Source organism: Caldovatus sediminis (genome assembly GCF_014644455.1).
In the GTDB taxonomy this organism is placed as follows: Bacteria; Pseudomonadota; Alphaproteobacteria; order Acetobacterales; family Acetobacteraceae; genus Caldovatus; species Caldovatus sediminis.
The window spans coordinates 255,409-269,271 of the sequence record NZ_BMKS01000003.1 but is presented as its reverse complement, the minus strand read 5'-3'; the positions used below and the strand labels follow the sequence as shown (position 1 = coordinate 269,271).

The window sequence follows — 13,863 nt, the reverse complement described above, 5'->3', positions numbered from 1 at the left end:
CCCAGTCTGGCCGGGAACCGCCAACGCGTCGGGAAGACGCCCGTGCCCGACCACCCTCTGCCAGACTGCTTCCCTCCCTATGACGAGGCCGGGCAGCCGCAGGTGCCGATCGAGGGCTACGCCGCCACGGCGCGGCGCAACCCGGCGCGCGCCCTGTTCCGCCGGCCGCATACGCGCACCGAGCTGACCGGCCCGCTCGATCCCGCGGCGAAGCTCGTGCCGGGTGAGGGCAACCTCGCCGTGCCCGGGCCGGGGCGGGTGGCGCTCGGCCAGCTCATCCACATCTCCGGCCGGGTGCTGGACGAGGACGGGCGGCCGGTGCGCGGCGCGGTCCTCGAGATCTGGCAGGCGAACGCGGCCGGCCGCTACGCCAACCCGCTCGATGCGGCGCGCGACGCGCCGCTCGACCCGAATTTCGTCGGCCACGGCCGCGTCGCGACCGACGCGGAGGGCCGCTACGGCTTCTTCACCGTCAAGCCGGGGGCCTATCCGGTGCCGGGGGGCCCCGGGCGGTGGTGGCGGCCGCCGCATGTGCACGTCTCGGTCATCGGGCCCTCCTCGCTGTCGCGCCTGGTGACGCAGATGTACTTCCCCGGCGATCCGCTGAACCCGCTCGACCGGATCCTGAACGCGCTGCCCGACCCCGCGGCGCGGGAACGGCTGATCGCGCGCCAGACCGACCCGGCCGAGGTGGAGGGCGAATGGCTGGCCTACCGCTTCACCCTCGTGCTGCGCGGCCGCCGCGCGACGCCGCCCCTGCCGTGAGCGCGACCGGGAGCCGATCCGGCGCGCCGCTGCCGCCCACGGGCTGGCAGACCCTCGGCCCGTTCTTCCCCCAGGCGCTGTTCCGCGACGGCGTGGACAACGACCTGCGCCGGCGCCGCGCCGGCGCGCCGCCGACCGCGCGCGGCGTGCCCATCCGGCTGCGCGGCCGCGTGCTGGAGGAGGGCGGCGGCCCCTGCGTCAACGCGCTGGTCGAGGCCTGGCAGGCGGACGCCGGGGGCCGGTTCCGCCATCCCCTCGACCCGGACTGGCGCGAGGCCGATCCGGACTTCCTCGGCTGGGGCCGGGCCCTCACCGACGCCGCCGGGCGCTACGAATTCCTCAGCGTCCTCCCCGGCGGATACCGCGATGCGGCGGGGCCGCGCGCGCCGCACGTCAACCTGGCGGTCCTCGCCTCGGGCGTGATGCGGCGGCTGGTCACGACGGCGTTCTTCCCCGGCTTCGCCGCGGCCAACGCGGCCGATCCGGTGCTGAGCGCCCTGCCCGACCCGGCGCTGCGCGCGCGGCTGGTGGCGAAGGACGAGGGCGAGGCGGAGGGCGCGCGCATCTTCCGCCTCGACCTGGTGCTGCGCGGCGATCCGGAGACCGAGACGCCGTTCTTCCTCGACTGACGAGGGTCAGCGCGCCGCCTCGACCTCGGCGAGGAAGGCGAGCGTCGGCGCGAGGCCGCCGCGCTCCAGCACCTCCGAGTGCCGTACCCCGGGCAGGCGCACGAATCGCTTCGGCTCCGCCGCCGCGGCAAACAGGCGCTCGGCGAGCGCGATCGGCACCACCGCGTCGCGCTCGCCGTGCAGGATCAGCACCGGGGCGCCGACCGCGCCGATGCGCGAGGCGGCGTCGAAGCGGTCGCGCATCAGCAGCCCGACGGGGACGAACCAGGCGATGCCGCGCGCGACATCCACGGCGGAGGAGAAGGGCGTCTCGAGCACGAGCCCGGCGACGCGCCGCTCCGCCGCGAGCCGCACCGCCACGCCGGCGCCGAGCGACTCGCCGTAGAGCACCAGCGGCGCCTCCGGGTGGCGCGCCGCCACGAAGTCGTGCGCGGCGCGGGCGTCGCGCGCGAACCCCTCCTCGCCCGGCGCGCCGGTCGAGCCGGCGTAGCCGCGGTAGCTGAGGATCAGCAGGCCGCGCCCCTCCGCGGTCAGCGCCGCGACCCGGGCGCGGCGATGGCGCAGCGTCCCGCCATTGCCGTGGAAGTAGAGCAGCACGGCGCGGCCTGGCGCCGGCGCACGCCACCAGGCGGCGAGGCGCTCGCCGTCCTCGGCGACGAGCCGGATCGCCTCGAAGCCGGGCGGCGGATCGCCGGGGGCGGCGCCCGGGCCGCCCTCCCAGGAACCGGGGTACATCAGCAGACGCTGCGCGAGGAACAGCAGCGCGACCATCGCCGCGTAGGCGGCAAGCGCCAGGAGGAGCAGGTCGAGGAGCATCCGCGCGGCGCGCCGCGTCGCCGCCGCCCTCCCGCGCGCGGCGCGCGCTCAGCCGCGCCTCGCCGGGCGCAGCCGCGGCAGCATGATGAACTCCCACGGGCTCGGCACCTCGCCGAGCGGCACCTCGATCAGCGTCGGGCCGCCGGCGGTGGCGAAGCCGCGCTCGATCGCGGCGCGCAGCTCCCGCGGCGTGCGGGCGCGCAGGCCCTGGGCGCCGAAGCTTTCCGCGAGGCGCACGAAGTCGGGGTTGGTGAGCCCGCTCGCGATCAGCCGGTTGCCGAAATTCTGCTTCTGGAAGGCCCGGACGTTGCCGTAGGCGCCGTCGTTGAACACCACCGCGACCACCGGGATGCGGTGGTGCACCGCCGTCGCCAGCTCCTGCACGTTGAACAGGAAGCCGCCGTCGCCGTTGACCGAGAGCACCGGCGCGGAATCGCCCAGCGCCACCTTGGCGCCGAGCGCGGCGGCGAAGCCCCAGCCCAGCGTGCCCTGCAGCCCGGTCGAGAGGAACCTGCGCGAGCCGTACACCGGCAGCGCGATGCGCGCGACGTAGCCGATCTGGGTCAGCTCGTCCACGAAGACGCCGTCCTCCGGCAGCGCCTCGCGGATCGCACGGAGGTAGGCGAACTGCGGCGCGAGGCGTTCGGCGAGGCGGCCCATCACCTCGGCCTTCACCTGCGCGACGTGCTCGGCGCGGCCGGGGCGCGCGCGATTGTGCCGCCCGATGCGGTCGGCCAGCGCGGCGAGGATCGGCGCGGCGTCGCCGTGCAGGCCGACCGCCGGCTGGCCGTGGCGCGTCATCTCCTCCGCGTCTATGTCCACCCGCACCACCTTGAGGTCGGCGTCCACCCCCCAGGCCATGAGCGGGTTCTGCGCGCGCGTGCCGACCGCCAGCACGACGTCCGCCTCGCCCCAGAAGCGGTGGCCGACGGGCAGGGTGCAGTCGAGCGGATGGCGCGAATCCATCACGCCGCGGCCCATGCGGAAGGACATGACCGGCGCCGTCAGCGCCTCGGCGAGCGCCCGCACCGCCTCGCGCGCGCCGTGCGCGCCGCCGCCGACGAGGATCAGCGGGCGCTCGGCGCCGCCGAGCAGCTTCGCCGCCTGCTCCACCGCATCCTCGTCCACAGGCGGCGGGGCGATCGCCTCGGCGGCCTGCTGCGGCGCGACCGTGGCGGCGCGCTGCCAGACATCCATCGGCACCTCGAGCCCGACCGGGCGCGGGCGGCCGGAGCGCGCCTGGCGGAGCGCCTCGGCGACCAGCGCCGGCACGTCGCCGGGCGCGCGGATCAGCGAGGACCATTTCGTGACGGTGCGCAGGATCTCCGACTGGCCGACGATCTCGTGCAGCGCCCCCGTGTTGCGCCCGATCTGGTGCAGCGGCACCTGGCCGACGACCGCCAGCACCGGCGCATTGGCCGAATGGGCGGTGGCGAGCGCCGAGGCGGCGTTGAGGAAGCCGGGCCCGGGCACGACGCACATCGCCTGCGGCCGTCCCGTCGCCATCGCGGCGCCGAGCGCCATGTAGCCCACCGCCTGCTCGTGGCGCGTGTGCACCACGCGCAGCCGCTCCCGGGCGTGGAACAGCGCGTCGAAGAAGGGGTCGTTCTGCACCCCCGGCAGGGCGTAGAGGGTGCCGATGCCGTTGGCGATCAGCCCCTCGACCAGCGCCTGGGCCGTGTTCATGCGCCTCGCCGTCTCCACCCTCGCCTCCCTCCGTCGCGCGCCGCCGGGCGCGGGGATCAGACGCCGCCCGGCGCGGCGGCGGTCAGCCCGCCGTCCACGACGATCTCGGTGCCGGTGATGTACTTCGCCTCGTCGCTCGCGAGGAACAGCACGGCGTGCGCCACGTCCCAGCCGGTGCCCATATGGCCCATCGGCACCTTGGAGTGGCGCTGGGCGATCAGCGCCTCCGCGTCCCTGGCGCCGAGCTGGCGCACGAGCCGGTGCTCGACCAGCGGCGTGTGCATCAGGCCCGGAACGACGGTGTTGCAGCGGATGCCCTTCTTCGCGTAGGCCAGCGCCACCGATTTCGTGAAGCCGATGATCCCCGCCTTGGCGGCGCTGTAGCCGACATGCGTGCGGTCGCCGCTCATGCGCAGCCCGGCGACCGACGAGATGTTGACGATCGCGCCCGCCCCTTGCGCCTCCATCACCGGCAGCACGTGCTTGCAGCCGAGGAAGGCGGTCTTGAGGTTGAAGTCGATCTGCCGGTCCCAGACCTCCTCCGGCATCGTCACCGGGTTCCCGGGATGCGAGCCACCGACGTTGTTGACCAGGATGTCGATGCGGCCGAAGCGGCGCATGCAGGCCTCGACGGCGGCCTTCACCTGCGCCGAGTCGAGCATGTCGCAGACCTGCGTGGCGCAGATCCCGCCCTCCTCCTCGATGATGCGCCGGGTCTCCTCGGCCGCGGCCTCGACGATGTCGAGCGCGAGGACCGAGGCGCCCTGGCGCGCCATCAGCACGGCCGTCGCCTTGCCGTTCCCCCAGCCCGGGCCGACCGAGCCGGCCCCCGTCACGATCGCGACCTTGCCGCTGAGGCTGAGCATGTCATCCATCCCCTCGTTGCATGGCACAGGCTAGGCTGGCGGGGCGCGGCGCTCAATCCATGCGCGGCGGGGGCGCAGGGGCTTCGGAACGGGGCGCGGCCGTGCCATAGGGACGCCGGCGCATCATGCGGCCCCGGCGGGCCGGCGGGCGCGCGCGAACGGGATCGGACGGGAACGGGATCGGATGCAGGACGGCGGCGTGCTCCAGCGGCGGGTGGCCTCGATCGAGGCGGTCGAGGCCGGGCTCGGCGCCACCGGCTACATCGCGAGCCGCCCGATCGCGACCGCGATCTACCTGGCGCAGCGGCTGCAGAAGCCGGTGCTGGTCGAGGGCCCGGCCGGCGTCGGCAAGACGGAGCTCGCCAAGGCGGTGGCGGGCTGGCTCGGCCTGCCGCTGGTGCGCATGCAGTGCTACGAGGGGCTCGACGAGTCGAAGGCGCTGTACGAGTGGAAGTACGGCAAGCAGCTCCTCTACACCCAGATCCTGAAGGACAAGCTCGCCCCCGTGCTCGGCGAGGCGACCAGCCTCGAGCAGGCGATCGAGCGGCTGCACGGCGTCGGCGACGTGTTCTTCTCGCGCCACTTCCTCGAGCCGCGGCCGCTGCTGCGCGCGCTGGAGGAGCCGGCCGGGGCGGTGCTGCTCGTGGACGAGGTGGACAAGTCCGACCAGGAGTTCGAGGCGTTCCTGCTGGAGCTGCTCTCCGACTACCAGGTCACGATCCCGGAGATCGGCACCGTGCGCGCGGCCGTGCCGCCGCTCGTGCTGCTCACCTCCAACTCGATGCGCGACCTGGGCGACGCGCTGAAGCGCCGGTGCCTCCATCTGCACATCGGCTTCCCCGACCCGAAGCTGGAGGCGCGCATCGTCGAGAGCCGCGTGCCGGAGGCGGCGGCGGGCCTCCGGCGGCAGATCGTCGGCTTCGTGCAGGGGCTGAGGAAGCTCGACCTCAAGAAGCTGCCCTCGGTCAGCGAGACCATCGACTGGGCGCGGGTCCTGGTCCTGCTGCACGCGCGCGAGCTGGACTCCGGCCTGGTGCGCGAGACGCTGAACGTGCTGCTGAAGTTCGAGAGCGACATCAGGGCCGCCGACAGCCAGATCGCGCCGCTGGTGTTCCAGCTCCGGCAGGAGACGGCCGGGGCGGCGGCGTGAGCGCGCCCCTCCCCCCGACGCTGCTCGACTTCTTCCGCGCCGCGCGCGGCGCCGGACTGCGCGTCTCGACGGCGGAGGGGCTGGATGCGGTGCGCGCGGCGGAGGTGGTCGGCTTCGACGACCGCGCCACCCTGCGCGACGCCCTCTCCCTCGTGCTCGCCAAGACGCCGGAGGAGAAGCGGCAATTCGAGGAGTGCTTCGCGCTCTTCTTCGGCCGCGACGGCTTCCGCGAGGCGGCGGCAGCGCCGGCGGACGCGCCCGCTCCCACGCCGCCCGGGCGCGCCGAGGGCGCCGGCGGGATCGGCGGCGACGGCATGGGCGGCGGGGCCGCCCCCTCCCCGCTCGGCCGCATGCTGCTGGAGGGCGACCGCGCCGGCCTCGCCGCGGCGATGGAGGAGGCGGCGGAGGCGGTCGGCCTCTCCAGCATCTCCGTCTTCACGCAGGTCAACATGTACGCCCGCCGCATCATGGAGCGGATGGGCCTCAAGGCGCTGGAGGACGAGATCGCCGCGCTGCGCCGCGACCCCGCCGGCGCCGAGCGGGCCGCGCGCCTCGACCTGGCCCGGGACTACCTGCGCGGCGAGGTGCGCGAGCTGGTGCAGCGGAACCTGCTGCTCTTCGCCCGCGGCGAGACCGAGCGCTGGCGCGAGGAGATGCTCCGGCAGGCGCGCCTCGCGGGCCTCGACCGGCGCGATGCGGAGCGCATGCGCGTGCTGGTGCGCGCCATGGCCCGGCGCCTCGCCACGCGCTACGCCCGCGTCCGGCGGCGCGACCGGCGCGGGCATCTCGACGCGCGGCGCACCCTCCGGCGCAACATGGCCTGGGGCGGCGTGCCGTTCCGCACCGTCTGGAAGCAGCGCAAGGTCGAGAAGCCGAGGCTCTTCGTGCTGTGCGACGTCAGCGGCTCGGTCGCGGCGGTGGCGCAGTTCCTGCTGCTCTTCATCTACTCGCTGCACGAGGCGCTCTCCGGCGTGCGCGCCTTCGCCTTCACCTCCGGCACGATCGAGGTGAGCGAGATCCTGGAGCGCGAGCCGATCGAGCAGGCCATCGCGCAGATCATGGGCCGGATCGGCTTCGGCTCCTCGAACTACGGCACCTCGCTCGAGGATTTCGAGAAGGGCTGGATGCAGGCGGTGGACCGCCGCACGACGGTGATCGTGCTCGGCGACGGGCGCGGCAACCGCACGGAGCCGCGCGTGGACATCCTCCAGCGGCTCGCCGGGCGCGCGAAGCAGGTGATCTGGCTCAATCCGGAGCACCCCGCCTCCTGGGGCACGGGCGATTCCGACATGCCGCGCTACGCGCCGCATTGCCGCGTGGTCGCGCAATGCGCGACGCTGCGCCAGCTCGAGCGCGTGATCAGCGACATGCTGCGCAACCACGCGGGCTGAGCGGGCCGCGCGGCGGCCATTTGCGCCCGCGCGGGGGCGGGTCCTTGCCGTCGTCCCGCCAGCGTGCGGGGCACCGCCGCGGCGGCGATCGCCCGGTCGGGGCTGGTCAGGAACAGCGCCGGCATCGGCCCGGCCGCGACGGTGCGGACCTCGCCGGGCTGAGGGCCGGCGGAGCGGGAGGCGGCGACGCGTCCCGTGACAGGGCCGGCCCGCAGCGGCGACGGCGCGGCCGGCTGTCCGTGCCGCCGCGCACGGGAAGGCGGCGGCAACGGCGCCATGGCATCTTGGTGATCGGCCGCCGGCGTGGTGAAGTGCCGCCGTCCGGGCGCGCGCCCACGCGCCCGCCGCCGAAGGAGGGACGCCAGCAATGCCCGCGATCACCCGCCGCTCCACCCTCGCCCTGCCGATGCTGGCCCTTGCCGGCGGCGCGCGCGCGCAGGGCGCGGTGAACGTGCCGCAGGGCTACCCCGCGGAGTATCGCGAGATGGCGCAGGCCGCGCAGCGCGAGGGCAGCCTGCTGATCTACTCGATCATGTCCGCAGAGAACTGGCGCCCCGTCATCCAGGGCTTCAACGCGCGCTACCCGGGCATCCGCGTCGAGACGCTCGACCTGCCGAACGCGCGCGACACCTTCGAGCGCTACCTCGCCGAGCGCGCGACGAACAGCCGCACCGGCGACCTGATCGCCACCGCCGACCCGAGCGGCTGGATGGACTTCCACGAGCGCGGCGAACTCCTCGACTACGTCTCGCCCGAGGCCTCCGCCTGGCCGGCCTGGGGAAAGCCGCTGCCGGGCCTCTACACCATCTCCGCCGATCCGCTGATCCTGATCTGGAACAACACCCTGGTCCCGGAGGCGCGCCGCCCGCACGGCTTCGAGCAGTTCGTCGAGCTGGCGAAGTCGAACGGGAGCCGCTGGCGGAACAAGCTCACCAGCTACGGCGCGCACTTCTCGACCTTCGGCTACAACGGCAACTACGCCTTCATCCGCAAGACCGGCGACAAGGGCTGGGAGTGGTTCGCCGAGCTCGCCAGGCTGCAGCCGCGCTTCGAGCGGTCCGGCGGCCCGATGACGGAGAAGGTGACCTCGGGCGAGTACGCCGCCGCCTGGTTCGTCTCCGCCATCACCTTCTGGCCGCGGCTCAACGATCCGGCGCGCGCGCGCCTGCTCGGCTGGAGCTTCATCCCCGAGGCGCAGCCGATGATGATGCGCGGCGTCGGCATCCCGAAGGGCGCGCGCAACATCAACGCGGCGAAGCTGATGCTCGACTACATCGCCTCCGCCGAGGGCCAGCGCGCCTTCGGCCTCGGCGGACTGACGCCGGCGCGGCCGGACGTGAAGCCCGGCGAGGGCATCCGCCACACCTACAGCTCGATCGTCGAGACGATCGGCGGCGACGCGAACATCTCGCTCGTGGACTACGACCGCGCCTTCGCGCGCGACTACGACAGCTTCATGGCGCGCTGGAAGCAGACCTTCGGCATCCGGTGAGCGGCGCGGCCCTCTCCGCCGCCGGCGCGCGCGAGGCGCGGCCGGCGGCGCATTCCTGGCGCGAGGCGCCGATCCAGTACGGGACGGCGCTGCTCACCGTCGTGCTGGTCGCGGCCCCGCTGCTGCCGGTGCTCTACCAGTCGGTGGTGGACCGGCCGCTCTACGACGCCGGCAAGCAGCTCACCCTCGGCAATTTCGTCCGGCTCGCGAACACCGACGGCTTCGGCCTGATCCTCTGGAACACCTTTGTCTTCGCGGCGCTGACGACGCTGATCGCGCAGGTGCTCGGCACGCTCGCCGCGGTGCTGTTCGGCCGCACCGACATGCCGGCGGCGCGGGTGCTCGGCGAGTTCTTCCTCTGGCCGATCTACCTCTCGGCGCTGGTGCTCTCCTTCGGCTGGTACACGGTCTACGGCCCGTCGGGCTACCTGACGATGCTGTGGAACGCCGTGTTCGAGGAGCCGTTCTGGGACCTCTACTCGCTGCCAGGCATGGCGGCGATCGCCGGCGTCTCGCTCGCGCCGGTGGCCTACATCTACTGCATGTCCTCGGCGACCATCACCGACCCCTCGCTCGAGGAGGCGGCGCGCGTCTCGGGGGCCGGCACCTTCCGCACCCTGCGGCGCATCACCCTGCCGCTGCTCATGCCGGCCATCGCCTACAGCGCGGTGCTCAACTTCACCGTGGCTCTGGAGCTGCTCGCGATCCCGCTCGTCTTCGGCGAGCCGGCGGGGATCACCGTGCTGACGACCTTCCTCTACACCCAGGGCGTCGCGGGGATCCGGCCGGACCACGGCCTGGCGGCGACGGCGGCTGCGCTGATGCTCGCCGTGGTCTGCCTCCTGGTCTGGCTGCAGGGAAGGCTGCTCGGCAACACGCGTCGCTTCGTCACGCTCGGCGGCAAGGCGACGCGGCCTCGGCCCTTCCGGCTCGGGCGGCTGCGCTGGCCGCTCTTCGTCGTCTGCGCGCTCTACATCGCGGCGACCGTCGTGGCGCCGATCGGCGTCCTCGTCCTGCGCGCCTTCGCGAGCTTCCTCTCGCCGATGGTGCCGCTGACGGAGGTGCTCTCCCTCGGCAACTTCGCCCAGCTCTTCGAGGAGCCGATCTACGCCCGCGCCGTCTGGAACTCCTTCCTCGTCAGCGCCGTGGGCGGCGCGCTCGCCACCGCGCTGATCGCGATGATCGCGGTCGTCGTCCACCGCTCGGAGTTCCGCTTCCGCGAGCCGCTTCACTACGCCGCGCTGTTCCCGCGCGCCGTGCCGGGCGTGGTCGCGGGCGTCGGCTTCTTCTACGCCATCGCCCTGATGCCGGGCCTCGGGGAGATCCGCAACACGATCTGGATCCTGGTGATCGCCTTCACCATGCGCTACATCCCGACGGGCTTCGGCGCGGTGGCGCCGATGCTGATGCAGGTCAGCCCCGACCTCGACCGCGCCGCGCGGGTGCAGGGGGCGGACTGGTGGACGACCTGCCGCCGCATCATCCTGCCGCTGATGCGCCCGGCCCTCGTCGCCTGCTACACGATCCTCTTCATCTCCTTCTTCAAGGAGTACACGACGGCGATCTTCCTCTTCGCCCCTGGCAGCGAGGTGATCGGCACGGCGCTGCTGCACCTCTGGATCCAGGGCGAGGCAGGGCTGGTCGCGGCGCTCGCCGCGATCCAGGTGGGCGTCATCGCGGTCTGCGTCGCCGCGGCGCGCGCCGCCTTCGGGGTGCGCCTGCATGGCTGAGCTGGCGATCGAGAACCTCACCAAGCGCTTCGGCGCGGTGGTGGCCGTGGACGCGGTCTCGATCCACGTCGCGGACGGGGAGTTCGTCACCCTGCTCGGTCCCTCCGGCTGCGGCAAGTCCACGACGCTTGCCGCCGTCGCGGGGCTGGACCGGCCGGACGGCGGGCGCATCCGCGTCGGCGGGACCGTCTATTTCGACGGGCGGAGCGGCGCCTTCCTGCCGCCCGAGGCGCGCAATTGCGGCCTCGTCTTCCAGAGCTACGCGCTCTGGCCGCACATGACGGTGTTCGACAACGTCGTCTTCCCGCTCACCCTGCGCAAGGTCCCCGCCGCCGAGCGGAAGCGGCGCGTGGCGGAGGTGCTGGCCCTGGTGGAGATGGAGGCCTACGCCGACCGCTACCCGCACCAGCTCTCCGGCGGCCAGCAGCAGCGCGTGGCGCTCGCGCGCACCCTGGTCTATCGGCCGGAGATCCTGCTGCTCGACGAGCCGCTGTCCAACCTCGACGCCAAGCTGCGCGACCGGGCGCGGACCTGGCTCGCCGAGCTGCGCACCCGGCTCGGCCTGACCACCATCTACGTCACGCACGACCAGATCGAGGCGCTTTCGCTTTCCGACCGGATCGTGGTGATGAACGCGGGCCGCATCGCGCAGATCGGCACGCCGCAGGAGATCTACGAGCGTCCCGCCGACCCCTTCGTCGCCGACTTCATCGGCACGACGAACTTCCTGCCGGGCCGCGTGGCGGAGGCCGCGGGCGAGGACGCGCTGATCGAGCTGGGCGACGGCCAGCGCGTCAGGGTGCGCGCGTCGCCGCCGCGCGGGCCCGGCACGCGCGTCATCCTCGCCTACCGGCCGGAGCAGATCCGCATCGCCGCGGAAGGGGCGGCACCCGATGGCGCCGGCTCCGTCGTCACGGCGCGCGTGGTGTCCCGCGCCTATGTCGGCGGGCGCTGGCAGGTCGCCCTCGACCTAGGCGGCGGGCCGCTGCGCCTGGAGACCGCCCGGCCGCCCGCTGGCGACCGGCTCCGGCTGTGGCTGCCGGCGGAGGGCGGCATCCTCTTCCAAGGGAGTACCGATGTCAGCCTTGTCTGAAGACCTGCCCCGCGCCGACTACCAGCCCGGGGTGCGCGGCCCGCTCTCCGGCCTGCGCGTCGTTGACCTCTCCCGCCTCGTCGCGGGCAACATCCTCACCCAGCACCTGGCGGATTTCGGCGCCGACGTGATCAAGGTGGAGCCGCGCGAGGGCGACACCCTGCGCGGCTGGAAGGTCAACGGCGTCGAGACGGCATGGAAGGTGCACTGCCGCGGCAAGCGCAGCCTGTGCGTGGACTTCCGCCACGCGGGCGCGATCCCGCTGATCCGCCGCCTCCTCCCCGGCGCCGCCGTCTTCGTCGAGAGCTTCCGCCCCGGCACGCTCGAGCAGATGGGCCTCGCGCCGGAGGAGCTGCTGCGCATCGAGCCGCGGCTCGTCATCGTGCGCATCTCCGGCTGGGGCCAGACCGGGCCCTACGCCCGGCGACCGGGCTTCGGCACGCTGGTCGAGGGCTTCGCCGGGTTCGCCGAGATGAACGGCTTCCCCGACCGCGAGCCGGTGCTGCCGCCGATGCCCCTCGCCGACGTCATCGCCGGCCTCACCGGCGCCTGCGCCGCGCTCGCCGCGGTGCGCGAGGTCGAGGTCAACGGCGGCAAGGGCCAGGTGATCGACATGCCGCTGCTCGATCCGATGTTCAACGCGCTCGGGCCGCTGGCGGCGAACTTCCGGCTCACCGGGACGAAGAAGCAACGCAGCGGCAGCGGCAGCTCCACCGCCGCGCCGCGCAACGTCTATCGCGCGAAGGACGGCGGCTATGTCTGCCTCTCCGCCTCGACCCAGGGCATGGCGATGCGGGTGCTGCGCGCGATCGGCCGGCCGGAGCTTTGCGACGACCCGCGCTTCGCCACCAACAACGCGCGCGTGCAGAATCGCGAGGAGCTCGACCGCCTGATCGGCGCGTTCGTCGCCGAGCGGACGGTGGACGAGAACGTCCGATACTTCGAGGAGGCCGAGGTGACCATCGGACCGGTCAACGACATCGAGCGGTTCATGCGCGACCCGCACGTCCGCGCCCGCGCGCTGCTCGCCGACTATCCGGACGAGGAGACGGGCCTGTTTCCGCAGCACGCCGTCACCGCCCGCCTCTCCGGCACCCCGGGCGCGATCCGCGCGCCGGCGCCGCGGCTCGGCCAGCACACGCGGGAGGTGCTGCGCGAGGCCGGCCTCGGCGAGGGCGAGATCGAGGCCGCCCTCGCCTCCGGCCTGGCGAGGGCCGCGCCATGAGCGCCGCGCGGGAGATGCCGGTCTGGCGCTCGCTTCTCTTCGTGCCGGTGAACGTGGAGCGCTTCCTCGCCAGGGCGCACGAGCGCGGCGCGGACGGGATCATCCTCGACCTCGAGGACAGCGTCTCGCCGGCGGAGAAGGAGAACGCGCGCAGGCTCCTTCCGGCGGCGGTCGAGCGGCTGAGGAAGAATGGCCGCAGCGACGTGCTCGTGCGCATCAACCAGCCGCTGGAGCTGGCGGTGCGGGACCTGGAGGCGGCGGTGCTGCCGGGCGTGGCCTCGATCCTCGTCACCAAGGCCGAAGGGGTGTCGCACCTCCGCCTGCTCGACGAGCTGGTGGCGCGGCTCGAGGAGAAGCGCGGCCTTCCTGTGGGCGGCATCCGGTTCAACGGCCTGATCGAGACGCCCGGCGCGGTCGCCAGGGCGCAGGAGATCGCGCGCGCCACGCCGCGCCTGGTCGCGCTCTCGCTCGGCGCCGAGGACTACGCCACCGCGATCGGCGGCAGGCCGACCGAGGAGGTGCTGCTGATGCCGAAGCAGCTCGTCGTCCAGGCCGCGTATTCGGCCGGGCTGATGGCGATGGGCACGATCGGCACGCTCGCCGACTTCTCCGACCTCGAGGCCTACGCGCGGATGGTGCGCCGCTCGCGCGACTTCGGCTTCGTCGGCGCCTCCTGCATCCACCCCGCCCAGGTGCCGGTGCTCAACGCCGGCTTCAGCCCGACCCCGGAGGAGATCGCCGAGGCCGAGCGCATCGTCGCCGCGGACCGCGAGGCGGCGGCGCAGGGCCGCGGTTCCTTCCAGCTCGACGGCAAGATGATCGACATCCCGATCGTGCGGCGGGCGGAGGCGGTGCTCGCGCGCGCGCGTGCGATCGCGGCGCGATCGGCGCGATAGAGCAGATCGCGGACGGCTGGAAACGGCCGGGAGCGTGGATCGGCTCGGCAAACAACGCGCTGGAGCCGTTGCAGCGAGCGCAGCCAAGCGAAACCGGCTCCAGAGCCGATTTCTGATGCCTGGA

Annotated in this window: 12 protein-coding genes; 9 read left to right on the top strand and 3 right to left on the bottom strand. The window is 73.7% G+C overall.

Annotation, left to right across the window (positions count from 1 at the left end; all coding sequences use genetic code 11):
• Positions 1 to 42: 42 nt before the first annotated feature.
• Complete coding sequence (locus IEX99_RS06515) at positions 43 to 765, top strand: dioxygenase family protein (protein WP_229677847.1); 723 nt, start codon at positions 43 to 45, stop codon at positions 763 to 765.
• Positions 762 to 1,394, top strand: coding sequence for a protocatechuate 3,4-dioxygenase subunit alpha (pcaG, locus tag IEX99_RS06510; protein WP_188899201.1), 633 nt, complete (start codon positions 762 to 764; stop codon positions 1,392 to 1,394). Before IEX99_RS06515 ends, pcaG begins: the two co-directional genes overlap by 4 nt.
• Before the next feature lie 6 nt (positions 1,395 to 1,400).
• Here the strand turns inward: pcaG and IEX99_RS06505 are convergent, their stop codons facing one another.
• Genes IEX99_RS06505 through IEX99_RS06495 form a run of 3 tightly spaced genes read right to left on the bottom strand, consistent with a single transcriptional unit; the run spans position 1,401 to position 4,762 of the window.
• Positions 1,401 to 2,210, bottom strand: a complete 810-nt coding sequence (locus tag IEX99_RS06505) for an alpha/beta hydrolase (RefSeq protein ID WP_188899200.1) — start codon at positions 2,208 to 2,210, stop codon at positions 1,401 to 1,403.
• Positions 2,211 to 2,258: 48 nt separating this feature from the next.
• Positions 2,259 to 3,896, bottom strand: a complete 1,638-nt coding sequence (locus IEX99_RS06500; protein WP_188899199.1) for a thiamine pyrophosphate-dependent enzyme — start codon at positions 3,894 to 3,896, stop codon at positions 2,259 to 2,261.
• Between the two features lie 56 nt (positions 3,897 to 3,952).
• Positions 3,953 to 4,762, bottom strand: a complete 810-nt coding sequence (locus IEX99_RS06495; RefSeq protein ID WP_188899198.1) for an SDR family NAD(P)-dependent oxidoreductase — start codon at positions 4,760 to 4,762, stop codon at positions 3,953 to 3,955.
• 184 nt (positions 4,763 to 4,946) lie between these two features.
• Between IEX99_RS06495 and IEX99_RS06490 the strand changes: the two genes are divergently transcribed.
• The 7 genes from IEX99_RS06490 to IEX99_RS06460 all read left to right on the top strand — a co-directional run bounded on the left by IEX99_RS06490 (position 4,947) and on the right by IEX99_RS06460 (position 13,739).
• Positions 4,947 to 5,912, top strand: coding sequence for an AAA family ATPase (locus IEX99_RS06490; protein WP_188899197.1), 966 nt, complete (start codon positions 4,947 to 4,949; stop codon positions 5,910 to 5,912).
• The gene (locus tag IEX99_RS06485; protein ID WP_229677846.1) at positions 5,909 to 7,303 is read left to right on the top strand and encodes a VWA domain-containing protein; all 1,395 of its coding nucleotides are present in this window, start codon (positions 5,909 to 5,911) and stop codon (positions 7,301 to 7,303) included. Before IEX99_RS06490 ends, IEX99_RS06485 begins: the two co-directional genes overlap by 4 nt.
• Positions 7,304 to 7,670: 367 nt before the next feature.
• Entirely contained in the window at positions 7,671 to 8,795 is a 1,125-nt protein-coding gene (locus IEX99_RS06480; RefSeq protein WP_188899196.1) for an ABC transporter substrate-binding protein, read from the top strand.
• Positions 8,792 to 10,525 carry an ABC transporter permease gene (locus tag IEX99_RS06475; RefSeq protein ID WP_188899195.1) on the top strand — a complete coding sequence of 578 codons (1,734 nt, stop codon included), beginning with the start codon at positions 8,792 to 8,794 and terminating at the stop codon, positions 10,523 to 10,525. The genes IEX99_RS06480 and IEX99_RS06475 overlap by 4 nt, the downstream gene beginning before the upstream one ends.
• A complete protein-coding gene (locus IEX99_RS06470) occupies positions 10,518 to 11,618 on the top strand; it encodes an ABC transporter ATP-binding protein (RefSeq protein WP_188899194.1) in 1,101 nt (366 codons plus the stop codon). The genes IEX99_RS06475 and IEX99_RS06470 overlap by 8 nt, the downstream gene beginning before the upstream one ends.
• Positions 11,602 to 12,843, top strand: a complete 1,242-nt coding sequence (locus IEX99_RS06465; RefSeq protein ID WP_188899193.1) for a CaiB/BaiF CoA transferase family protein — start codon at positions 11,602 to 11,604, stop codon at positions 12,841 to 12,843. Before IEX99_RS06470 ends, IEX99_RS06465 begins: the two co-directional genes overlap by 17 nt.
• The gene (locus IEX99_RS06460) at positions 12,840 to 13,739 is read left to right on the top strand and encodes an HpcH/HpaI aldolase/citrate lyase family protein (RefSeq protein WP_188899192.1); all 900 of its coding nucleotides are present in this window, start codon (positions 12,840 to 12,842) and stop codon (positions 13,737 to 13,739) included. The genes IEX99_RS06465 and IEX99_RS06460 overlap by 4 nt, the downstream gene beginning before the upstream one ends.
• Positions 13,740 to 13,863 lie beyond the last annotated feature (124 nt).

What these genes read in the sequence shown, in the direction of transcription:
- IEX99_RS06505 (WP_188899200.1), bottom strand. Translation starts at nt 2,210, where the DNA reads ATGCTCCTCGACCTGCTCCTCCTGGCGCTTGCCGCCTACGCGGCGATG.
- IEX99_RS06500 (WP_188899199.1), bottom strand. Translation starts at nt 3,896, where the DNA reads ATGAACACGGCCCAGGCGCTGGTCGAGGGGCTGATCGCCAACGGCATC.
- IEX99_RS06495 (WP_188899198.1), bottom strand. Translation starts at nt 4,762, where the DNA reads ATGCTCAGCCTCAGCGGCAAGGTCGCGATCGTGACGGGGGCCGGCTCG.
- IEX99_RS06490 (WP_188899197.1), top strand. Translation starts at nt 4,947, where the DNA reads ATGCAGGACGGCGGCGTGCTCCAGCGGCGGGTGGCCTCGATCGAGGCG.
- IEX99_RS06480 (WP_188899196.1), top strand. Translation starts at nt 7,671, where the DNA reads ATGCCCGCGATCACCCGCCGCTCCACCCTCGCCCTGCCGATGCTGGCC.
- IEX99_RS06470 (WP_188899194.1), top strand. Translation starts at nt 10,518, where the DNA reads ATGGCTGAGCTGGCGATCGAGAACCTCACCAAGCGCTTCGGCGCGGTG.
- IEX99_RS06465 (WP_188899193.1), top strand. Translation starts at nt 11,602, where the DNA reads ATGTCAGCCTTGTCTGAAGACCTGCCCCGCGCCGACTACCAGCCCGGG.
- IEX99_RS06460 (WP_188899192.1), top strand. Translation starts at nt 12,840, where the DNA reads ATGAGCGCCGCGCGGGAGATGCCGGTCTGGCGCTCGCTTCTCTTCGTG.